This is a genomic window from Duganella sp. GW821-FHT07G03 (assembly GCF_059418605.1).
In genome coordinates this window covers 172,350-193,473 of record NZ_JBWKQE010000001.1, presented here as the reverse complement: position 1 = coordinate 193,473, position 21,124 = coordinate 172,350, and the positions used below count along the sequence as shown (strand labels likewise).

16 protein-coding genes are annotated in these 21,124 nt (G+C 65.7%); 8 read left to right on the top strand and 8 right to left on the bottom strand.

Features of this window, described 5'->3' with window-relative positions; all coding sequences use genetic code 11:
- The first annotated feature begins 3 nt into the window (after positions 1 to 3).
- Positions 4 to 1,017 (top strand): aldo/keto reductase, encoded by a 1,014-nt coding sequence (locus AC07OK_RS00850; protein ID WP_494688524.1) that lies wholly within the window; start codon positions 4 to 6, stop codon positions 1,015 to 1,017.
- Here AC07OK_RS00850 and AC07OK_RS00845 read toward each other — a convergent pair.
- From AC07OK_RS00845 to AC07OK_RS00815, 7 genes are all read right to left on the bottom strand, one after another.
- Positions 1,014 to 3,086 (bottom strand): TonB-dependent receptor, encoded by a 2,073-nt coding sequence (locus AC07OK_RS00845; protein ID WP_494688523.1) that lies wholly within the window; start codon positions 3,084 to 3,086, stop codon positions 1,014 to 1,016. The two genes, AC07OK_RS00850 and AC07OK_RS00845, sit on opposite strands and share 4 nt — an antisense overlap.
- Positions 3,028 to 3,522, bottom strand: a complete 495-nt coding sequence (locus AC07OK_RS00840) for a DUF6702 family protein (RefSeq protein ID WP_494688522.1) — start codon at positions 3,520 to 3,522, stop codon at positions 3,028 to 3,030. The genes AC07OK_RS00845 and AC07OK_RS00840 overlap by 59 nt, the downstream gene beginning before the upstream one ends.
- Positions 3,519 to 5,888 carry a M1 family metallopeptidase gene (locus AC07OK_RS00835; RefSeq protein WP_494688521.1) on the bottom strand — a complete coding sequence of 790 codons (2,370 nt, stop codon included), beginning with the start codon at positions 5,886 to 5,888 and terminating at the stop codon, positions 3,519 to 3,521. Before AC07OK_RS00835 ends, AC07OK_RS00840 begins: the two co-directional genes overlap by 4 nt.
- A gap of 113 nt (positions 5,889 to 6,001) precedes the next feature.
- Positions 6,002 to 7,522: a carboxylesterase/lipase family protein gene (locus AC07OK_RS00830; RefSeq protein ID WP_494688520.1), complete on the bottom strand. Its 1,521-nt coding sequence runs from the start codon at positions 7,520 to 7,522 to the stop codon at positions 6,002 to 6,004.
- A 153-nt stretch (positions 7,523 to 7,675) separates the two neighbouring features.
- The gene (locus tag AC07OK_RS00825; RefSeq protein WP_494688519.1) at positions 7,676 to 9,352 is read right to left on the bottom strand and encodes an alkaline phosphatase family protein; all 1,677 of its coding nucleotides are present in this window, start codon (positions 9,350 to 9,352) and stop codon (positions 7,676 to 7,678) included.
- 105 nt (positions 9,353 to 9,457) lie between these two features.
- Positions 9,458 to 9,976, bottom strand: coding sequence for a GNAT family N-acetyltransferase (locus AC07OK_RS00820; RefSeq protein ID WP_494688518.1), 519 nt, complete (start codon positions 9,974 to 9,976; stop codon positions 9,458 to 9,460).
- Entirely contained in the window at positions 9,964 to 10,524 is a 561-nt protein-coding gene (locus tag AC07OK_RS00815) for a helix-turn-helix domain-containing protein (protein ID WP_494688517.1), read from the bottom strand. Before AC07OK_RS00815 ends, AC07OK_RS00820 begins: the two co-directional genes overlap by 13 nt.
- A gap of 139 nt (positions 10,525 to 10,663) precedes the next feature.
- On the opposite strand from AC07OK_RS00815, the gene AC07OK_RS00810 reads away from it, so the two are divergent.
- The 7 genes from AC07OK_RS00810 to AC07OK_RS00780 all read left to right on the top strand — a co-directional run bounded on the left by AC07OK_RS00810 (position 10,664) and on the right by AC07OK_RS00780 (position 20,488).
- The gene (locus tag AC07OK_RS00810) at positions 10,664 to 12,229 is read left to right on the top strand and encodes a S53 family peptidase (protein ID WP_494688516.1); all 1,566 of its coding nucleotides are present in this window, start codon (positions 10,664 to 10,666) and stop codon (positions 12,227 to 12,229) included.
- Positions 12,230 to 12,395: 166 nt separating this feature from the next.
- Complete coding sequence (locus AC07OK_RS00805) at positions 12,396 to 13,010, top strand: EF-hand domain-containing protein (RefSeq protein WP_494688515.1); 615 nt, start codon at positions 12,396 to 12,398, stop codon at positions 13,008 to 13,010.
- 168 nt (positions 13,011 to 13,178) lie between these two features.
- The gene (locus AC07OK_RS00800; protein ID WP_494688514.1) at positions 13,179 to 14,741 is read left to right on the top strand and encodes an efflux transporter outer membrane subunit; all 1,563 of its coding nucleotides are present in this window, start codon (positions 13,179 to 13,181) and stop codon (positions 14,739 to 14,741) included.
- 39 nt (positions 14,742 to 14,780) lie between these two features.
- Entirely contained in the window at positions 14,781 to 15,926 is a 1,146-nt protein-coding gene (locus tag AC07OK_RS00795; protein ID WP_494688513.1) for an efflux RND transporter periplasmic adaptor subunit, read from the top strand.
- A gap of 13 nt (positions 15,927 to 15,939) precedes the next feature.
- On the top strand, positions 15,940 to 19,032 hold the full coding sequence (locus tag AC07OK_RS00790; RefSeq protein ID WP_494688512.1) for an efflux RND transporter permease subunit: 3,093 nt from the start codon (positions 15,940 to 15,942) through the stop codon (positions 19,030 to 19,032).
- A gap of 11 nt (positions 19,033 to 19,043) precedes the next feature.
- Entirely contained in the window at positions 19,044 to 20,084 is a 1,041-nt protein-coding gene (locus AC07OK_RS00785; protein ID WP_494688511.1) for a GGDEF domain-containing protein, read from the top strand.
- Positions 20,081 to 20,488 carry a hypothetical protein gene (locus AC07OK_RS00780; RefSeq protein ID WP_494688510.1) on the top strand — a complete coding sequence of 136 codons (408 nt, stop codon included), beginning with the start codon at positions 20,081 to 20,083 and terminating at the stop codon, positions 20,486 to 20,488. The genes AC07OK_RS00785 and AC07OK_RS00780 overlap by 4 nt, the downstream gene beginning before the upstream one ends.
- 4 nt (positions 20,489 to 20,492) lie before the next feature.
- On the opposite strand, the gene AC07OK_RS00775 is transcribed toward AC07OK_RS00780, so the two are convergent.
- A complete protein-coding gene (locus tag AC07OK_RS00775; protein WP_494688509.1) occupies positions 20,493 to 21,068 on the bottom strand; it encodes an NnrU family protein in 576 nt (191 codons plus the stop codon).
- Positions 21,069 to 21,124 lie beyond the last annotated feature (56 nt).

Sequence of the window (21,124 nt, the reverse complement as noted above, 5' to 3'; positions counted from 1 at the left end):
GCGATGGATCACAACCGTCTTGGAAAATCCGGCCTGCGGGTGCCGGAACTCAGTTTTGGCACGGCCACCTTTGGCGGCGGCAACGACTTTTTCAAAGCCTGGGGCAGCACGGATGCGGGTGGCGCCGCCCGCCTGATCGACGTCTGCCTTGAACACGGCGTGTCGATGTTCGACTCCGCCGACGTCTATTCGGACGGCATGGCGGAGCAGATCCTTGGCCAGGCCATCAAGGGCAAGCGCAACCGCTTGCTGATCTCCACCAAAGTCACTTTCACCGCCGGCACCGGCGCCAACGATTTCGGCTCGTCGCGCCAGCACCTGATCGCCGCGGTCGACGGCTGCCTGCAACGGCTGCAAGTCGAGCATATCGACCTGCTGCAACTGCACTGCCAGGACAACTACACGCCGGTCGAGGAAACCCTGTCCGCGCTGGACCAGCTGGTCCGCTCGGGCAAGGTGCGCTATATCGGCGGCTCCAATTTCTCCGGCTGGCATTTGATGAAATCGCTGGCGGTGTCGGAGCGCTACGGCTATCCGCGCCACGTCGCGCACCAGGTCTACTACTCGCTGCTGAACCGCGACTACGAATGGGAACTGATGCCGCTGGGCGAAGACCAGGGCGTAGGCGCGGTGATCTGGAGTCCGCTGGGCTGGGGCAAGCTGACCGGAAAAATCCGTCGCGGCCAGCCGGCCAAGCCGGGCACGCGCGCGCACGATATCGCCGGCACCGGTCCTGTCTTCGAAGAGGAACGCCTGTTCCGCATCGTCGATGCGCTGGATGTGGTGGCCGAGCAGACCGGCAAGACGATACCGCAAGTGGCGTTGAACTGGCTGCTGGGGAAGAAGACCGTCTCCAGCGTCATCATCGGCGCGCGCGACGAGCGGCAGCTGATCGACAACATCGGCGCCACCGGCTGGCGTTTGAGCGCGGAGCAGAACGCGCTGCTGGAAGCGGCCAGCGATGTGTCGCCGGCCTATCCCGCCTGGCACCAGCGCAGTTTCTCGCTGGCGGACTAGAAGTTCCTGATCAGCGTGGCCCGCAGCGAGCGCGATTCGATCGAGTGGAAGTGGATGTCGTTGACCGGCGCCGCTTCGCCCTTCAGTTGCGACGGGTAGTAGTAGTCGATGGCTGAATCGCGGCGGTTAGCCAGGTTGAAGGCTTCCAGCTCCAGCATCAGGCCCTTGCGGAGCTTCCAGCCGAAGCGGGCGTTCAACGTCAGGCTGGGCTTCGAGCGCACGCTGTTGTCTTCGATGAGCGGACGCGGTCCGAAGTAGCGCAGCTTCAGCGAGCCCGAATACGGTCCGCCGTCGTCCACCGTCAGCGCCAGCTGGCCGGTGCCTTCGATGGCGCCGGGGATGTAGTCGCCTTCCGGATGTTCATCGCGCGAGCGGGCGCGCGCGTAGGCCAGGTCCAGGTCCACCGACAGCCATTTCAGCGGCTTGTAGTAGTTCGAGACTTCCACGCCGTAGCGGCGGCTCGGCCGGCCCGCCTCGGTGGTGCCGGCATCGCCGACGAAGCTCAGCTCCGAATCGAAATCCAGCCGGTACACCGACAGCGCCGACTGCAAGCCAGGCAGCCAGCTGCTGCGCGCGCCCAGCTCCATGCCGCGCGAACGCACCAGCGGCGTGACCTTGTCGACCGCCGCGCCGGTCTTGGGATCGACGCGGATGGTGGCGCCGCGCGCGTCGTTGCTGTGGAAGCCGTTGCCGATGTTGGCGTACAGTTCCGCCGTCTGCCATGGACCGTAGATCAGGCTCAGGCTCGGGCTCACCAGATGGTCGCCGGCCTTGCCGGAGTTGGCCGCGCGGTCGCTGCGGACGTCGAAGCGGTAGCTGTCGATGCGCGCGCCGGCCACGGTGCGCAAGGCGCCGTTCCAGCGCGTGCTGTTCTCGACGTACAGGCCAGCGCTGGACTCGACGATGTGGTCCTGCCGCACGACAGCCAGCGGCTGGCGCGCCTGCGTGTTCAGCAAGCCGTTAAAGATATTATCGTTTTGCAGCTGGATGCCGATGGTGGTGGCGCTGTCGCCGCCGGCCATGTGCTGGTGCCAGCTGTGGCTTGCATTCATGCCGCTGGTGACGCGCTTGTCCGGCTGCGCGAACTGGTCGCCGTGCAGCGGGTCGTCCATGAAGTAGCTGAAGTTGGAGTACAGGTCCAGCTGGTTGGCGATGAGGTAGGCGTTGACTTTGGAGGCGCTGTCCTCGCCGGTGCGGCGCCATCCGCCGGACAGGCTGTAGCGGTGCGACTTGCCGCCGTCGGTCGGGTCGATGGCGTCGTTGCGGCCGATCTGGCCATCCCGCACGGCGCGCAGTGGTATCTGGTCGGTCGCGTTCCAGTCGGCGCGGTAAGCCATCAGGCTGACGTTGTAGCCGTTGTTGGCATAGCCTTCGCTGTAGCGCAGCACCGCGTTCAGTTTCTGGTAGTCGTCCGGATGCGTGTAGGGGCCGTCGTTGTGCAGCACTTCGACGGCGTACAGCAGGCTGCCCTGGCCGGCGTCCAGCGAGTCGGCCAGCAGCGCGCGGCCGTAGCCGTTCTGGCCTGCCGATACGCTGGCCACGCCTTGCAGCAGGCGGTTGGCGTACACCAGCGACGCCGTACCGGCCGAGGCGAAATCGCCTTCGCCGGAGGAGTAGGGGCCTTTTTTGTAATCGAGCCGCACCGCCAGTTCCGGGATCAGGAAATTCAAATCGGTCCAGCCCTGGCCGTGCGCGTGGCTGCGCTGGTTGACGGGCATGTCGTCGACGCTGGTGCGCAGGTCGGTGCCGTGATCGAGGTTGAAGCCGCGCAGGTAGAACTGGTTGGCCTTGCCCTCGCCGCTATGCTGGCTGACGATCAGGCCCGGCGCCGCTTCGAGGATCTCGCCGGGACGGTAGACGGTGCGCGCGGCCAGCTCCTGCTGCGAGATGCTGCCGGCGCTGGCCGCATCGGCCACGCCCAGCTGGCTGCCGCGCGTGCCTTCGACCAGCACCCGTTGCAGGAGCTGGTCGTCCGCCTGCGCCGCGCCGATTGCGCACAGCAGAATGAACTTAACGGGTGATTTGATCGACGCTGCCTTGATCGAAGATGAGAGTTTGGACGGGGCCATCGGCTTGCAGGTTGACTGTGTTCTTTTGATATGGCAGGAAGTCTATCAGCAAGGCGTTGTGGATGCGCGTGGCGGGCGCCAGCTTTTTGCCTTCGATCTCCTGGAAGATGACGACGCTGTCGGCGTCCGCCTTCACGCCCACCCAGTGCAGCGGCAGGCGCTGGCGGTCCGGGCCCTCCAGGTAGAACTGCCGCTCGACGTAGCGGTGCAGCGGTGCTTCGCTGTCCTCCTGGCCGAGATCGAAGTTGCGGCCGTAGAGATTCGTCAGCAGCAGCGCCACATCATGCGCCGTGTAGGTGTGCACGATCTCGGTGTTGCCGGTGCGGTCGTTGTAGCTGATGTCGGCTATGCCCATGTGAAAATTATGGGCGCCGGCCGCCATGCCGGCGAACGCCAGCACGGCGGCTACGGCCAGGCGCAAAGCACGCGGCATCATTCGGACGACGAGTCCTTGGACGACTTGTCGCCCTTGGCCTTGAGCGGCGTATTGAAGTCGCGCATCAGGTTGATGCGGTCACGCTCGGTCTTGAACAGCTCCACGCGCGACTGCGTGACCTTGCGCGGCCAGCTGTTGTTGCTGGTGTCGATGTCGGCGGTTTCCCAGAACGGGTCCTGGGTCAGGCCCACCATCGGCTCGTCGGTGACGATCAACTTGGTGATCTTCTTCGGCGAGTAGCGCCATACTTCGGCCGGAATGCGCTCGATGTACTTCTTGCCGCTCTTGAGTTCCACCTCCAGGATCAGCGGCATCACCAGGCCGCCCAGGTTCGAGAAGTCCACCAGGTACAGGTGCTTGCCCTGGTCCAGCAGCTTCTTCTCCCACGGCTCCAGCTTCTCGATCGCTTCGGTGTAGGTGTTGCGGTCCTTGTTGGTGACAGTGAACTCGTCATGCTCGTTGTAGAAGTCCTTCAGCTCCGGATGGGCGTCCAGGCGTTTCGGCAGCGACTTGTTGAGCTGTTCGGAAATCGAGATCGGCTGCGCGTCCTTCTGCGCCTTCTTCCATGCCTTTTCCCTTTCCGGGTCCTTGGTGTTCACGCCGTATTCGCTGATGCCGTCGATGCTGATGTCCACCGCGTCGGTGGTGTAGAACCAGCCGCGCCAGAACCAGTCAAGGTCGGTGCCGGAAGCGTCTTCCATGGTGCGGAAGAAATCGGCCGGGGTAGGGCGCTTGAACTTCCAGCGGCGCGCGTATTCCTTGAAGGCGTAGTCGAACAGGTCGCGGCCCAGGATGGTCTCGCGCAGGATGTTCAAGCCGGTGGCCGGCTTGGCGTAGGCGTTGTTCCCGAACTGGAGCAGCGACTCCGAGTTGGTCATGATCGGCACCTGGTTCTGGCTGCGCATGTAGTCGACGATGTTGCGCGGCTCGCCGCGGCGTGACGGGTAGTTGTCTTCCCATGCCTGCTCCGCCAGGTACTGCACGAAGGTGTTCAGGCCTTCGTCCATCCAGGTCCACTGGCGTTCGTCCGAGTTGATGATCATCGGGTAGTAGTTGTGGCCCACCTCGTGGATGATCACGCCGATCAGGCCATACTTGGTCTGCTGCGACCAGGTGAGGGCGCCGGTCTTCTTGTCCTTGGCCGGGCGCGGGCCGTTGAAGGAGATCATCGGATACTCCATGCCGCCGACCGGGCCGTTGACCGAGATCGCGGTCGGGTAGGGATAGTCGAAGCTGTACTTGTTGTACTGGTCGATGGTGTGGATGATGGCCTGGGTGCTGTACTTGCCCCACAGCGGATTGCCTTCCTTCGGATAGTAGGACATCGCCATCACGTTGGTGGAATCCTTCTTGAAGCCCTGCGCATCCCAGATGAACTTGCGGCTGGAGGCCCAGGCGAAGTCGCGCACGTTGGCGGCCTTGAAGTGCCAGGTCTTGGCTGCGGTGCTGACGGACTTCTCGGCCTTCTCCGCTTCTTCCTGCGTGACGATGACGACCGGCGCGGCTGCGGTCCTGGCCTTGGCCAGGCGGTCGCGCTGCGCTGAGGACAGCACGTCGTTGGGGTTTTGCAGTTCGCCGGTGGAGGCCACCACGTGGTCGGCCGGGACGGTCAGCTGCACGTCGTAGTCGCCGAATTCCAGCGTGAATTCACCGGAACCCAGGAACTGCTTGTGCTGCCAGCCCATCACGTCGTAGTAGGCCGCCATGCGCGGATACCACTGGGCGATTTCGAACAGATCGTTCTTATCGTCCTCGAAGTGCTCGTAGCCGGAACGGCCGCCCAGCACCAGCTGCTCGTTGATGTTGTAGGACCAGTCGATATTGAAGGCGAAGCTCTGGCCCGGCTTCAACGGTACCGGCAGGTCGATGCGCATCATGGTGCGGTTGATGGTGTACTTCAGCGGCTGGCCGCCGGCGGCCACCGACTTGATGTTGTAGCCGCCGTCGAATTCGCGGCCGGCCAGGATGCCGCGCATGCCTTCGAACTTGTAGCCGTCTTCCGGTGTGCGCGGCTTGGCCCATGCTTCGCGCGAAGGCTGCGTCAGCATCATGCGGGCGTCGGAATCTTTTTTGTAGATGTTCTGGTCGAGCTGCACCCACAGGTAGCTCAGCGTATCGGGCGAGTTGTTGTGGTAGTTGATTTGCTCGCTGCCGGTGATGGCGCGCTTGGCTTCATCGAGCGTGGCGCGGATCGTGTAGTCCGCGCGTTGCTGCCAGTAGGCGGCGCCGGGTGCGCCGGAGGCGGTGCGGTAGCTGTTGGCGGTGGGGAGAACTTCGTCCAGCTGGCGGAACTTGTCGTCGAAGGGCTCCGCCGCAAATGCGGACGCCGTCAAGCAAAGGGCGATGAAGCCGATGGTCTTGCGCATAGTTTGTATTCCCGATGATTTCCCGAATAAAGGAAGCTAGTGTATAGCAACTTTTCAAAGCATTACCATGCGATACAATAAAATACAAACTAAATGGCAGTTTTCATTTTTGCTTATTTGGTTTGCCGTTGCTGGTCCTGGAAAGTGTGGTGGGCGTCGTCGGTGGCGGTCATCGCGGCCGCCGGCAGGTCCAGCCGCATCAGGCGGGAGCCCTTGCCGCTACTGGCTCGCGGCCATTCCGGCAGGCCGGCGCCGTTGGGGTTTCCGGTCTTGATGAAGTTGGCGAAGTAGTCTTGCATCTGCACCGACAGCGCGTAGTCGCCGGCGGTCCACGCATAGACTTTATTCGCTTTCAGGTTACCCAGCGCGTATTCGATTTCGACCGAGTGGCCGGCTCCGGTCTGGCCCGGACGCGGGTGCGAATAGTAGTAGCGATAGACCGGCTGGCCGCTGGTGCGCGCGTGCGTGGTTATCCACTTCCAGGTGCCGTGGGCGATGAACAGGTCGCCGGCGAGATCGGTCGCGGCCTGCATGACGTCACCGCTGTAGGCCTGCTGCGCGGCCGGGGCGCGGTCGCGGTACACCGTTTGCAGCATCTTGTTGAAGTTCTCCGGCGTCGGCTCGGCTTCGCCCAGCACCTGCTTGTAGTATCCCTCCTGCGAATTCCAGCCCGCCAGCAGCGGCACCTTGGCCTGCTGGCCCGCCGCGTACAGGTCGACCGGGCTGCGTGGCAGCACGTAGCCGTCCTGGATGTCGGAGAACCACGGCGCGTCCGGCCGCTTCAGGGTTTCCAGCAACTGCTGGGCGGGCATGGCGCGCAGTACGGCCAGTGTCGGCGCGCCGATTTTTTCGGCGAAGTCGGCGCCTTTCTTTTCCGCGACGGCCAGCGGCAACGGGGCGTCGAGGCCGAGCAGCGAACCGCTTTCGCCGATGGCGCCGGCGATCAACCCCTTGGCCAGCGGCGATATCATCTGCGCGCTGACCGACCACGAGCCGGCCGATTCCCCTGCGATGGTGACGCGCGCGGGATCGCCGCCAAAGGCCGCGATATTCTTTGCCACCCATTGCAGCGCCGCCGCCTGGTCCATCAGGCCGTAGTTGCCGGATGCTTTATGTGGCGATTCCGCCGTCAGTTCGGGGTGGGCCAGGAAGCCGAAGATATTGAGCCGGTAGTTGACGGTCAGTGTGACGATGCCTTTGGCGGCCATGCTGGCGCCGTCGTAGCGCGGCTCGGAGCCGTCGCCGGCCGCGAAGCCGCCGCCGTAGAAGTAGACCAGCACCGGCAGCTTGTCCTTGGCCGATTTGGCGGGCGTCCAGACGTTCAGGTACAAGCAGTCTTCGCTGACGCCGTCGGAGCGGAACACCATGTCGCCAAACAGCGGCAACTGCATGGCGCGCGGGCCGAAGTGATCGGCCTTGCGCACGCCCTGCCAATTCTGCGCAGGCTGCGGCGCCTTCCAGCGCAAGTCGCCGACCGGCGGCGCCGCGAAGGGTATTCCTTTATACGAGTTGACGCCGGAAGCCTCCAAGGTGCCCTCGACCACGCCGGTGGTGGTGGTGGCGCGCGGTGCGGCCGCGAAGGAGGGGGCAGAGACCATACTGAAAGCAGCCAGCAGCAAACCGTATTTATTCATGGCGTCATCGTGGAAGTTAAATGTCGACGCCTACTATAGCTGGAAGCCCTTCCAGCTGCGATAACTTATTTGCGATTTGCCATACGAATCTGAACTACCCCTGGGTGTATGCGCATGGTGTCGTCGCGGCACCACGCGCTGATCTGACTTTGCCTAGCGCAGTGTTTCGGTCAACACGCGGCCTTCGGCGCCGGCCGGCGGACGCACGTGCAGCAGGTTGGCCAGCGTCGGCGCGATGTCGACCACTTCCGCGTACTGGCCGTAGGCGCCCGGCTTGATCCAGCGTTTGCCCATGATCATCAGCGGCACGTTGGTGTCGTAGGCGTACGGCGAGCCGTGCGAGGTGCCGCTGGTGCCGGTGCCGAAGTACCAGTAAGGCTTGGTGACCACCATCAGGTCGCCCGACGCCTCGCGGTTCCAGGCGCGGCGCATCAGCGTGGCGATGCGGGTGGTGTTGGCGGCGCCGCTTTCGAGCTGGGTCCGGGTGTAGGCTTCGACGATGCCGTTCTGCGCCAGCAGGTAGCGGGCGGCGGCGGTTTCGACTTCTTCGCGTTTCAGGCCGCTCTTGTCGATCTGCGCGTAGTCCAGGTGGATGTTGGGCAGCGACCAGGCGCTCAGCAGCTTGGCGCCGCCGAATTTTTCCGACAGGTGCTTGTCCAGCGCGTTCATCAACTGGTCGCCGTCGATGCGCTGGGCGTCGATGTGCTGCGTCCGCGAGAACTCGGGCGTGTTCGGGAAGCCATGGTCGGCGGTCAGCACCACCAGCACATTGTCCATGCCGACGCGTTGGTCGAGGTAGTTGAAGAAGTCGCCCAGCATGCGGTCCACGCGCTGCAGGTGGTCGTGCGACATTTTGCTTTCCGGGCCGAAGGCGTGGTTGACGTAGTCGTGCGCCGACAGGCTCACGCCCAGCAGGTCCGGCACGCCGGCCGGATTGCGGCCGAGGTTTTCGCCTTCCACCGCGGCGCGCGCGAAGTCCAGCGTCAGTTGGTCGAGGAAGGGGCCGGTCTTCAGGCTGCTGTAGTAGCCGGCGTCGATCTCGCCGCTCTCGCTGTAGTAGGCGTAGGGCAGGCGGTTGTGGGTGCCAGGCTTGACCTGGTTCAGGTCTTCGCTGGCGTCGGCGGCGTAGGCCGCCTCGGGCAGCAGCGGCGTCCACGACTTGCCGTAGTAGCGGTCCTGCGGCTTGCCGGCCTGGTATTGCTGGACCCAGGCCGGATGCGCCTTCATGTAGAAGGTGCTGCTGGCGAAGTTGCCGCTCTTGTCCATGTACATGTAGGCGGTGCCGGTTTTGCCGGCCAGCAGAATCGCGCCGCGATCCTTGCCGGAGACGGTGACCACCTTGCTGCGGCTGCCGGTGGCGTAGCGCAGCTGGTCGCCCAGCGTGTCGACCTTCAGGCGGGTCGGCGCGGTGCCGTCGCTCGGCTTGGTGTCTTCGCCAATGTAGGTGTAGTTGCTGTCTTCGGTGCAGTATACCGATTTTTTCGTGATGGGGTCGATCCAGTTGTTGCCGATCACGCCGTGCACATACGGGTAGGCGCCGGTCAGCACGGCGCTGTGGCCGATCGCGGTGACGGTGATGCCGTGCGCCTGGTGCGCGTTGCTGAACGACGCGCCCTGGTCCAGCATGCGCCGCAAGCCACCTTGGCCGCCCTGGCCGAACTGGTCGCGATAGCGCATCACCTGCTCGTTCGGCAGGCCGTCCACCACCAGCACCACCACCAGTTTCGGCGGGGCCGAGGCGGCGGTGGCGGGAGCGGCGGCGTGCGCGGCGTGCAGCGCCAGGCAGGAGGTCGCGATTACGAGTGCGGGCAGGGACAGTTTCTTTGTCATATAGGGTCGTCGTCAGGTTGGAAAGGATGGCCGGCGCACAGCCTACCATGCGCCCGCGATATCGTACTCCATCCTTGTGACGGCTCGATGACAGGCGCGGCGCGCTTAAAGCCGCAAGTGCATGAAGGTGGTCGCGCCCAGCGTGCCGTCGGGCAGGGCGGCGTAGTCGGGCACCACGCCGGTGACGGCGAAGCCCAGCTTTTCATACATGACCTGCGCCGGGAAGCCGGTGCAGGTATCGAGCACCAGCAGTTTGCGGTCCAGCGCGCGCGCCCGCCGCAGCGCGTGCTGCATCAGCGCCTGGGCGATGCCTTGCCGGCGCGCCGAGGAATGCACCAGCATCTTGGAAATCTCCGCCCGGTGGCGGCCGTTGGGCAGGCCGCACAACACCAGTTGCACGGTGCCGCACAGCGCGCCGCGCGCATCGCGGGCGACCCACAGCAGGCGTTCGCCGCTATCGACCTGCGGCGCCAGCGCCAGCCAGAACGCTTGCGCTTCCTCCAGCGGGCAGGGCAGCAGGAAGCCGACGCTGGCGCCGTGCAGCACGCAGTCGCGCAGCACCTGCGCCAGGTCGGAAGCATGGCGGCGCAGTCCGGCGCCATCGAGTTGGATTATGGTGGGCATAGGGCGATCAGGTAGCGGGCCGGCGACGGCCCCGGACAGAAAAAGCGCGTGGCGCCGAACAGGTGGAAGCGCAGGCAATCGCCGGCCTGCAGCGGATGGGTGACGCCGTCGAGCGTGTAATCGAGCGCGCCTTCGAGCAGCCACAGGTGTTGCTCCATGCCGGGCACCGGGGCGCTGTCGTAGTCGATGCGGGCGCCGGGCGGCAGCCAGCCCTCCACCAGCTCGACGCTGTAGCCGCGCGCCGGCGGCGACACCATGCGGCGCTTGAAGCCGGTATCAGGGTCTTGCCACAGCACCTGGTCGGCGGCGCGCAGCAGCTCGCCCGGCTGGGATTCGGCCTCGGCGATCAGGCGCGACATCGGCAGGCCGAACACGGCGCACAGCTTGCCCAGCAGGGCGGCGGTGGGACTGTTCTCGCCCCGTTCCAGGCGCGACAGCGTGGCCCGGCTGATGCCGCTGGCGGCGGCCAACTCGTCCAGCGACAGTCCGCGTTCCACGCGCAGGGCGGCCAGGCGCAGGGCCAGGCGGGATTCGATATCGTTTCTCATAATTGGGAATATATCTCCATTATGAGATTTCGACAAGGCCGTTCCGCTGATTTATCCACGACTCCTCTGCGCTGCATCAATCGCGCGGCCAGGGCGGCCAGTATCTTTTGACGGTAGTCCAATTCGAAAGGAGCTGACGATGACCACCACATCCACCCCCAATATCATTCCCGGCAGCGGCCAGCTGGCCTTGCAGGGCGCTGTCGCGCTGGGTCCGGTCGCGGACGAGCAGACCATAGAAATCACCGTGCGGTTGCGCGCCGCGCCGGACCGCGCGCCGCTGGACCTGCAAGCGGCCACCGCCGACACCCAGCCGGTCGAGCGCCAGTACCTGAGCCGCGAACAGTTCGCCCAGGCCCACGGCGCCAGCGACGCCGACATCGCCAAGGTCGTCGCCTTCGCGGCCCAGCACGGCATGGTGGTGATCAGCAGCAATGCCGCCCAGCGGCGCGTGGTGCTGGCCGGCACGGCCGCGCAGATGAGCGCCGCCTTCGGCGTCCAGCTGGAAGAGTATGAATACCCGGACGGCAGCTATCGCGGCCGCACCGGCGAACTGAGCGTGCCCGATGCGCTGGCCGGCGTGGTCGAGGGCGTGTTCGGGCTGGACGACCGGCCGGTGGCCACGCCCAAGTTCCAGCGCCTGCAGGCGGACGGTTTCGCCTCGGCGGCGGCGGCCAACATCGCGTTCTCGCCGCCGCAGCTGGCGCGGCTGTACAACTTTCCGCAGGGGCTGGACGGCAGCGGCCAGTGCATCGGCATCATCGAGCTGGGCGGCGGCAGCCGGCCGCGCGACCTGAAGATTTATTTCGGCGAACTGGGCTTGCCGGCGCCGCGCGTCAAGTCGATCTGCATCGACCACGCCAAGAATCGTCCCACCACCGCCAACAGCGCCGACGGCGAAGTGATGCTCGACATCGAGGTGGCGGGCGCGGTGGCGCCGGGCGCGCTGATCGCGGTCTATTACGCGCCCAACACCGAGCGCGGTTTTCTCGACGCCATCACCGCCGCCGTGCACGACGCCGTCAACAAGCCGTCGGTGATCTCGATCAGCTGGGGCGCGCCGGAATCGGCCTGGACCGGGCAGGCCATGACCGCCTTCGAGCAAGCCTTCGCCGACGCCGCCGCGATGGGCGTGACCATCCTGTGCGCGGCCGGCGACAACGGCTCCACCGACGGCGTCAGCGACGGCGCCCAGCATGTGGACTTTCCGGCGTCGGCGCCGCACGCGCTGGCCTGCGGCGGCACCCGGGTGCTGTTGCAGGATGGCGGCCAGGCGCTGGAAACCGTGTGGAACAGCGGCCCCAACAGCGCCACCGGCGGCGGCTACAGCAGCTTCTTCGGCGTGCCCGACTACCAGCAGGGCGTGGTCAACGGCCATGCCGCGCGCGGCGTGCCGGACGTGGCCGGCGACGCCGATCCGGCCAGCGGCTACAAGGTGCGGGTCGACGGCCAGAACCTGGTGTTCGGCGGCACCAGCGCGGTCGCGCCCCTGTGGGCCGGCCTGCTGGCGCTGATCAACCAGCGGCTCGGCCGGCCGGTCGGCTTCCTGCATCCGCTGCTGTACGGTTCCTTGCAGGGCAGGGGCGTGACCAGGGACGTCAAGGACGGCAACAATGGCGCGCAACAGGCGGTGCCGGGGTGGGACGCGTGCACAGGGTGGGGCTGTCCCGATGGGGAAAAACTATTGCAGGCATTAAGTGATTAATTTTGCAAATCGAAACAATTCTTTGATGTAAGTTTCGCATGGGAAAAAGACACTTTTTCGCTCTACAGCCCGCTAAAAATGCTGAATGTTGCCGAAACCTTGATAGAATGACGGGGTAGAAGTTTTTTGCTCGACAGTTCCAGGCGTCGTCAAACAGGAGTCGATTATGATCATGGTGAACAACATTGGTGGTGCTTCCCTTCCTGCGGCCGTGGTCGCGGAGAAGACGCTTGAGCCGAAGAAAAGCGCCAGTCCTGTAGCGGAGACCAATGCGGACTTGAGCGCGTCGGTGGCCGCCTATCTATCCTTGCCTGGCTTCAATTCCCCGGTGCAAAACGACCACATCCAGGCCGTCAACGCGGCCGACAAGGCCAGCGCGGTCGTCAAGGCAGTGGCGGAGTCGGACGACGATGGCATGAAGCTGGCGTTGAAGCAATTCGACGAGGGCTTGAAGCGCCTGGTGCAGCGTCCTGAAACCCAGTTCTTCCAGGCCAAGTTCGGCCTCGACGGCAGCGCGGACGACAGCAACAAGCTGGTGTCGCCCGATCCTTTGCCGGGCGTCGATGAAAATGGCGTGCTGGGCAGCGGCAAGGTCGACATGGCCGCCGACACCAACAAGGACGGCAAGATCAGTCCCGAAGAGCTGCGCCGCTACCAGATGCCGATCACCTACCGCAGCAGCGAGCGCGCGGTCGATTCCGCGGTCAACGGCCCTTCGGCCTTTTCGCTGACCGAAGTCAACCGCGCCTACGGCGTGGTGGCCACTGCGGAAGCCGCCTGATCCCCTCTCACAGTCTTTCCTGAAACGGGCTGCGCCTTCACGGTGTGGCCCGTTTTTTTTCGCCCAGCAAGTTTCGTGGCGCGAATGTCAGACAAAAAACACACTCAGCACGTAAAAAATGCGAATATGTCAGGCAAAAGTGCAGTTCAGTTAACCTTTTGGTCTGGCATGACCCTTCAGCGGGAGTTTTTTGTGAGAAAACAGAACTTCAGGCAATTCCACCGGCTGGCCCTGCGCGCCGGCATGGCGGCGCTGGTCGCGGCGGGATTGGGTGCTTGCGCCCTCGGCCCCGAATTCAAGACGCCGGCCGCTCCGGCCGCGGCGGGCGAGCGCTACACCCCCACGCCGCTGGCGGCCCAGACGGCGGCATCGGCCGGCGTCGGCGGCGCCGCCCAGCAGTTTGCGATGGGGCAGGATATTCCTGCGCAGTGGTGGACGGTGTTCCGCTCGCCCGCGCTGGACCAGCTGATACGCGGCGCACTGGAGCAGAACCCGAATATGGCGGCGGCCGAAGCGGCGCTGCGCCAGGCGCAGGAAAGCTATAACGCCCAGTCCGGCAGCCTGGTCTATCCCAGCGTGAACGGCCAGTTGGGCGTGGCGCGGCAGAAGACGTCTGCGGCCGGCAGCGGCAACGGCGGCGTCTTCAACCTGTACAACGCCTCGGTCAACGTCGCCTACACGCCGGACGTGTTCGGTTCCACCCGGCGCACGCTGGAAGGCGCGCGCGCCCAGGTCGATTACCAGCGCTTCCAGGTCGAAGCGACTTACCTGGCGCTGAGCGCCAACGTGGTCACCACCGCCATCCGCGAAGCCTCGCTGCGCGCGCAGTTGAAGGCCACGCAGGAAGTGCTGGACGCGCTCAAGCAGCAGATGGGCGTGATCGAGAAACAATTCCAGTTCGGCGCCGTGCCGCGCAATACCTTGCTGATCCAGCGCAACCAGGTGGCGCAAATCGCCGCCACCTTGCCGCCGCTGGAAAAGGCGCTGGCGCAAAGCCGCCATCAACTGTCCGTGCTGGCCGGCAAGCTGCCGAGCGAAGCGGGCATGCCCGAGTTCGACCTGGCCTCGCTGACCCTGCCGGAATCGCTGCCGGTGTCGCTGCCGTCGGCGCTGGTGCGCCAGCGGCCCGACATCCGCGCCAGCGAAGAGCAGCTGCACGCGGCCAGCGCGGCGATCGGCGTGGCGACGGCGGCCCAGTATCCGCAGTTCACGCTGAGCGGCAGCTACGGCTCGTCGGCGCAAACCTTCAGCAAGCTGTTCGACGCCGAGACCACGGCCTGGAACCTGGCCGCCGGCCTGACCGCGCCCATCTTCAACGGCGGCGCCCTGAGCGCCAAGCGGCGCGCGGCGGAAGCGGCCTACGACGTGGCGGCGGCGCAGTACCGCGCCACCGTGCTGACGGCGTTCCAGAACGTCGCCGACAGCCTGCGCGCGCTCGATGCCGACGCGGCCGCGCTCAAGGCCCAGGCCGAGGCGGAGTCGCTGGCGGCCGAATCGCTGGCGTTGGCCACCCAGCAGTACAAGCTGGGCGGCATCAGCTACCTGGTGTTGCTGGACGCGCAGCGCAGCTACCAGCAAGCCCACGTGGCGCTGGTGCAGGCCCAGGCGGCCCGCTATGCCGACACGGCGGCGCTGTTCCAGGCGCTGGGCGGCGGCTGGTGGAACCGCGGCGGCGGCGTGCCGGCGGCCACGGCGGTGTCGGCCGCCGCGCCCTACGGCAGCGCCAAGTAAGCACATATCAAACAACACTAAAAAGCAGGAGAGCGATACATGACCAAGCGTATGTTCATCATGATAGGCGGCGTCCTTTTACTGATCGTCGTGCTGGCGTTCGGCAAGTATTTACAGATTAAGAAGCTGATCGCCAGTTCGCCCAAGCCGACCGCGCAGGTCGTCACCGCGATCAAGGCCACCGTCTCCGAATGGCAACCGCAGCTGACCTCGGTCGGCACGCTGGCGCCGGTGCGCGGCGTCGACGTCACCACCGAGATCGCCGGCCTGGTGCGCCAGGTGCACTTCAAGTCGGGCGACGAGGTCAAGGCCGGCCAGGTGCTGTTCGAGATGAACGCCGATTCCGACATCGCCCAACTGCGCGCGCTGCAGGCGGCGGCCGACCTGTCGGCCACGGTGCTCAAGCGCGACAAGCTGCAATTCGCCGCCCAGGCCATCAGCCAGGCCCAGCTCGACAACGACGACGCCGACCTCAAGAGCCGCAAGGCGCTGGTGGCGCAGCAGCAGGCCGTGGTCGACAAGAAAACCATCCGCGCGCCCTTCGCCGGCAAGCTGGGCATCACCGCCGTCAATCCCGGCCAGTACCTGAACCCCGGCGACAAGCTGGTGACCCTGCAAACCATCGATACCGTTTATATCGATTTCTTCGTGCCGCAGAAACAGCTGGCCGGCCTGTCCATCGGCCAGAAGCTCAGCCTGACCAGCGACGCCTATGCGGGCGTGGGCTTCCCCGCCAAGGTCACCTCGATCAGCCCGAAGGTCGACGCCGCCACCCGCAACGTGCAGGTCCAGGCCACGGTGCCCAACGCCAAGCGCCAGCTGCTGCCGGGCATGTTCGCCAACGTCAGCCTGGACCAGGGCGACCGCAAGAAATACCTGACCCTGCCGCAGACCTCGATCACCTACAACCCCTACGGCTCGACCGTGTTCGTGCTGGCGCCGCCGCCGGCCGACGCCAAGGAGCCGCTCAAGGATGACAAGGGCAACGCCCACCTGGTGGCGCAGCAGGTGTTCGTCACCACCGGCCCCACGCGCGGCGACCAGGTGGCCATCCTGACCGGCGTCAAGGAAGGCCAGACCGTGGTCACCAGCGGCCAGCTCAAGCTGAAGAACGGCACGCCGGCCGTGATCGACAACAAGGTGCAGCCGGCCAACAACCCGAATCCGACGCCGCAGGAACACTAAGGGAAATCGCGCCATGAATTTCACCGACATCTTCATCAAGCGGCCGGTCCTGGCCAGCGTGGTCAGCCTGCTGATCGTGGTGCTGGGCCTGCGTTCGCTGTTCAGCCTGCCGATCAACCAGTATCCGAAGACGCAGAACGCGGTGGTCACCATTTCCACCACCTACTACGGCGCCGACGCCTCCACCGTGGCCGGCTTCATCACGCAGCCGTTGGAAGGGGCGATCGCGCAGGCGCAGGGCATCGACTACCTGTCCTCGTCGTCCAACAGCGGCGTGTCGGTGATCACCGCCACCTTGCGCCTGAACTACGATTCCAACCGCGCGCTGACCGAGATCACCACCCAGGTCAACTCGGTGCGCAACCAGCTGCCCCAGCAGGCGCAGCAGCCGGTGCTGACGGTGCAGACCGGCCAGACCACCGACGCCATGTACATGGGCTTCTACAGCGACACGCTGCCGACCAATAACGTCACCGACTTCCTGGCGCGCGTGGTCAAACCCAAGCTCGATTCGATCCAGGGCGTGCAGACCGCCGAGCTGCTGGGGGCGCGCCAGTTCGCGCTGCGCGCCTGGCTGGACGCCAACAAGATGGCGGCGCACGGCGTCACCGCCACCGACGTCAGCGCCGCGCTGGCGCAGAACAACTACCTGACCGGCCTGGGCGCCACCAAGGGCCAGATGGTGACCGTGCCGCTGACCGCCGGCACCGATTTGCACACGGTGGAGGAGTTCAAGGCGCTGGCCATCAAGCAGACCGGCGGCGCCATCGTCCACCTGGAGGACATCGCCACCGTCACGCTGGGCTCGGAAAACTATGACTTCAACGTCGCCTTCAGCGGCGTGCGCTCGGTGTTCATCGGCATCAAGGTGGCGCCGGAAGCCAACATCCTGGACGTGGCCAAGCGCGTCCGGGTCGCCTTCCCGCCGATCAAGGAGCAGCTGCCGAACGGCCTGACCGGCGAGATCGTCTACGACTCGACCGAGTTCATCAACACCTCCATCGACGAAGTGGTCAAGACCCTGGTCGAGGCGCTGGTCATCGTCACCATCGTCATCTACCTGTTCCTGGGCAGCTTCCGCGCGGTGATCGTGCCGGTGATCGCGATGCCGCTGTCGCTGATCGGCACCTTCTTCGTGATGCTGATGCTGGGCTACTCGATCAACCTCTTGACCCTGCTGGCCATCGTGCTGGCGATCGGCCTGGTGGTGGACGACGCCATCATCGTGGTGGAGAACGTCGACCGCCACATGAAGGAGGGCATCAAGCCCTACGACGCCGCCATCATGGCCGCGCGCGAACTGGGCAGCCCGATCCTGGCGATGACGGTGGTGCTGATCGCGGTGTACGTGCCGATCGGCTTCCAGGGCGGCCTGACCGGCGCGCTGTTCACCGAGTTCGCCTTCACGCTGGCCGGCGCGGTGGCGGTGTCGGGCATCGTCGCGCTGACCCTGTCGCCGATGATGTGCGGCCACTTCTTCGATGCCAAGCAGGACGAGGGGCGTTTCGTCAAGGCCATCGACAAGGTGTTCGAGAAGGTCCACAACGGCTACCTGCGGCTGCTGCACAGCCTGCTCAACACCTGGCCGGTGCTGATCGTCATGGGCGTCATCCTCAGTCTGCTGCTGGGCCTGATGTTCAAGATGTCGCAGTCCGAACTGGCGCCGGAAGAGGACCAGGGCATCGTGCTGTCGCAGGTGGTCGGCGCGCCGACCGCCACCTCGGACCAGATGCAGGCCTACGCCAAGCAGATCTTCGACATCTCGCACGCGCTGCCCGAGTACGAGCAGATGTTCCAGATCACCGGCGTGCCGACCACCAATTCCGGCATCGGCGGCGTGCTGTTCAAGTCGTGGGACAAGCGTTCGCGCTCGGCGCACGAGATCCAGCAGGACTTGCAGGAAAAATGGAGCCATGTGGCCGGCGGCCGCGTGGCGGCGTTCCAGTTCCCGGCGCTGCCGGGCAGCTCCGGCTTGCCGGTGCAGTTCGTCATCACCACCACCGAGCCGTTCGAGAACCTCAACACGGTGGCGCAGGCGGTGCTGGACAAGGCGCGCAAGGACAACAAGTTCTACTTCGCCGACGTCGACCTGAAGATCGATTCGCCGCAGGCGCGCGTCGAGGTCGACCGCGACAAGCTGGCCACCTTGGGCCTGACGCAGCAGGACTTCGGCAACGCCATGGGCGCGGCGCTGGGCGGCGGCTACGTCAACTACTTCTCGATCGCCGGCCGTTCGTACAAGGTGATCCCGCAGGTGCAGCAGGTCGACCGCCTCAACCCGTCCGACGTGCTGGACTTCTACATCAAGACCCCGAGCGGCGCCATGATCCCGGCCAGCACCGTGGCCAGCATCAAGTACAGCGTGCAGCCGGAGTCGGTGACCCGCTTCCAGCAGCTGAACTCGGCGACCATCGCCGGCGTCACCGGCGCCTCGCAGGGCGAGATCCTGGAATACCTGCGCGCCACGGTCAAGGAAGTGGCGCCGTCGGGCTACACGGTCGACTACTCGGGCGGCTCGCGCCAGTTCATGAGCGAATCGGGCGGCTTCGTGTTGACCATGGCGTTCGCCGTGGTCATCGTGTTCCTGGCGCTGGCGGCGCAGTTCGAGAGCTTCCGCGATCCGATCGTGATCCTGTTCTCGGTGCCGATGGCGCTGTTCGGCGCGATGACCTTCATCTTCCTCGGCTACGCCTCGATCAACATCTACACCCAGGTCGGGCTGGTGACGCTGATGGGCCTCATTTCCAAGCACGGCATCCTGATCGTGGAAGTGGCCAACCACCTGCGCGCGGCCGGCAAGAGCAAGCGCGAGGCGATCGAGGAAGCGGCCGCCACCCGTCTGCGCCCCATCCTGATGACGACCGCGGCGATGGTGTTCGGCGTGGTGCCGCTGGTGGTGGCCTCGGGCGCAGGCGCGGCCGGCCGCCACGCGATGGGCCTGGTGATCTTCACCGGCCTGTCGATCGGCACCTTGTTCACGCTGTTCGTGGTGCCGGCCATGTATATGTTCCTGTCCGGCCAGCACAAGGTTGATCCGCAGGCCGATACACGGGCCGATCCGCATGGCGGCGCGGCGCCGGCCCACGCGGCCGGGCAGCCGACCTGAAGCCGGGTACGATGTCCGCCGCGGACCAGGGGACGGCGCGGCGCTTCGGCTGGCTGAACGGCCAGCGCAAGCGCAGCATGGAAGAAGTGATTCTGATGTGGCTGTGCGCGCTGGGCGTGCCCAGCATCCTGCCGTTCGGGATCTACCGCCTGATGCAGCAGCAGTGGATGTCGGCCATGGTCGACATGGCGCTGGTGCTGGCGATGCTGGCGGTGATCGTGCACGTGTGGCGCACCGGCCGCCACCGGGTCGCCAGCTTCTGCGTCACGCTGTTTTATACGGCCGGCATGCTGGCGACGGTGTACCTGCGCGGCGTGTCGCTGATCTACTGGGTCTATCCGACCATGATCGCCTGCTACTTCGTGCTGCGGCCCGGCGTGGCGGTGGCGATCAACAGCGTCTCGCTGGCGGCGCTGGTGGTGATCCTGCTGTCGCAGCTGGCGGTGCTGAACCTGCTGACCATCGTGGTCACCATCGGCCTGGTCAACCTGTTCGCGTATATCTTCTCCTATCGCACGGGCGCGCAGAACAAGGCCCTGCACACCGAGGTGGAGCTGGACTTCCTGACCGGGGTCGGCAACCGCCGCTCGCTGGACCGCAAGCTGGCCGACCACGCCGACGAACGCCGTCCGCACCTGCCGTCCTGCCTGCTGTTGCTGGACCTGGACCACTTCAAGCAGGTCAACGATCTGCACGGCCACCCGGCTGGCGACCAGGCGCTGATACGGCTGTGCGAGGTGATGCGCCTGCATACGCGCTCGAGCGACCGCATCTTCCGCTACGGCGGCGAGGAGTTCGCCGTCATCGCCAACGGCGCGGAGCTGGACGCGGCCAGCCGCCTGGCCGAGAACCTGCGGACCGCCGTGGCCGCGGCCAAGCTGATCGACGGCCATCCGCTGACGATCTCGATCGGCGTGGCGTTTATGGACAAGCGCCGCGCGCCGGCCGACTGGCTCATGCAGGCCGACAAGATGCTGTACGCGGCCAAGCAGGGCGGCCGCAACGCGGTGCGCGTGGCCGCCGGCGAGGCGCCCGGCATGGAGCAGGAATGAGGAACACCATCGTTGCGGGCGTGTTGGCGGCCATGCCGCTGGCCGCGTGGTCTTTGCCGGAAGCGCCGCCGGCGCCAGCCAAGGCGCCGCCCGTGCCGCTGGCGGGCGACCTGAGCCTGCCGCCCGCCTTGTCCGACGAGATGATACGCAAGGCGGTGCGCGCCACCATCGTCGAAGATCCGCATCCGGTCGACACGGCGAACCGCGCGGCCGGCGCCTTCAGCAGCGCTGCGCCGAGCATGCATGACACGATGACGGCCGCCTTCGAGCAGGCCAAGGTGCCCGATTGCCTGCACGCCGACGCGCTCAAGCTGCAACCGGCGCAGATAGGCCCGATCGGCGTGGTGGGGCCGTTGTCGCTGCCGTGGGTGATCGCGGCGGTGATACGGGGAAAATGCAACTGAAATGTCAGAACGGCTTCACGCCAATCAGCATCAGGTGCAGCCAGTGGGCGAACAGCACCGCAGCACCAACGCCGGCCGCCACCGTGATGGCCGTCGCCGCGCCCTTGCCGGGCGGGTAGACGGTGCCGGCGGCGGCATCGCGCCGGCGGGCGGTACGGAACAGCAGCACCGACCACACCAGGAAGCTGCCGAACAGGATGATGTCGTGCAGCGTGCCGTTGGCCAGCAGGTGGGCCAGCGCCCAGACCTTGACGGCCAGCGTCATCGGATGATGCAGGCGGGCCTTGATGCCGTTGCCCGGCACATAGGCCGCCACCAGCAGGATGAAGGACAGCACCATCAGCGGCGCGGCGATGTGCGCCATGAAGCGCGGCGGCGACCACACCACCACCGGCTGCTGGCGCGCCAGGCTGTAGCCCCAGATAATCAGCCCGAATCCTGCCAGCGACGCCAGCGAATACAGACCCTTCCAGCCATTCTCGCCCAGGCGCGCGCGCATGGCGGTGCGCCAGTCGTCGGCGAAGATGCGGACCGAATGCAGCCCGAGGAAAATCAGCAAACCCAATATCAGCAGCGTCATCATCACATCCTGGAGTTGGTTGAACTGCGCTGACGATACACTGGCCGGAGGCCGCT

Excerpts from the sequence above, each read along its gene's own strand:
- AC07OK_RS00850 (WP_494688524.1), top strand. The coding sequence starts at position 4 with ATGGATCACAACCGTCTTGGAAAATCCGGCCTGCGGGTGCCGGAACTC.
- AC07OK_RS00845 (WP_494688523.1), bottom strand. The coding sequence starts at position 3,086 with ATGGCCCCGTCCAAACTCTCATCTTCGATCAAGGCAGCGTCGATCAAA.
- AC07OK_RS00835 (WP_494688521.1), bottom strand. The coding sequence starts at position 5,888 with ATGCGCAAGACCATCGGCTTCATCGCCCTTTGCTTGACGGCGTCCGCA.
- AC07OK_RS00800 (WP_494688514.1), top strand. The coding sequence starts at position 13,179 with ATGACCCTTCAGCGGGAGTTTTTTGTGAGAAAACAGAACTTCAGGCAA.
- AC07OK_RS00820 (WP_494688518.1), bottom strand. The coding sequence starts at position 9,976 with ATGCCCACCATAATCCAACTCGATGGCGCCGGACTGCGCCGCCATGCT.
- AC07OK_RS00810 (WP_494688516.1), top strand. The coding sequence starts at position 10,664 with ATGACCACCACATCCACCCCCAATATCATTCCCGGCAGCGGCCAGCTG.
- AC07OK_RS00795 (WP_494688513.1), top strand. The coding sequence starts at position 14,781 with ATGACCAAGCGTATGTTCATCATGATAGGCGGCGTCCTTTTACTGATC.
- AC07OK_RS00775 (WP_494688509.1), bottom strand. The coding sequence starts at position 21,068 with ATGACGCTGCTGATATTGGGTTTGCTGATTTTCCTCGGGCTGCATTCG.
- AC07OK_RS00790 (WP_494688512.1), top strand. The coding sequence starts at position 15,940 with ATGAATTTCACCGACATCTTCATCAAGCGGCCGGTCCTGGCCAGCGTG.
- AC07OK_RS00830 (WP_494688520.1), bottom strand. The coding sequence starts at position 7,522 with ATGAATAAATACGGTTTGCTGCTGGCTGCTTTCAGTATGGTCTCTGCC.
- AC07OK_RS00780 (WP_494688510.1), top strand. The coding sequence starts at position 20,081 with ATGAGGAACACCATCGTTGCGGGCGTGTTGGCGGCCATGCCGCTGGCC.
- AC07OK_RS00840 (WP_494688522.1), bottom strand. The coding sequence starts at position 3,522 with ATGATGCCGCGTGCTTTGCGCCTGGCCGTAGCCGCCGTGCTGGCGTTC.
- AC07OK_RS00815 (WP_494688517.1), bottom strand. The coding sequence starts at position 10,524 with ATGAGAAACGATATCGAATCCCGCCTGGCCCTGCGCCTGGCCGCCCTG.
- AC07OK_RS00825 (WP_494688519.1), bottom strand. The coding sequence starts at position 9,352 with ATGACAAAGAAACTGTCCCTGCCCGCACTCGTAATCGCGACCTCCTGC.
- AC07OK_RS00805 (WP_494688515.1), top strand. The coding sequence starts at position 12,396 with ATGATCATGGTGAACAACATTGGTGGTGCTTCCCTTCCTGCGGCCGTG.
- AC07OK_RS00785 (WP_494688511.1), top strand. The coding sequence starts at position 19,044 with ATGTCCGCCGCGGACCAGGGGACGGCGCGGCGCTTCGGCTGGCTGAAC.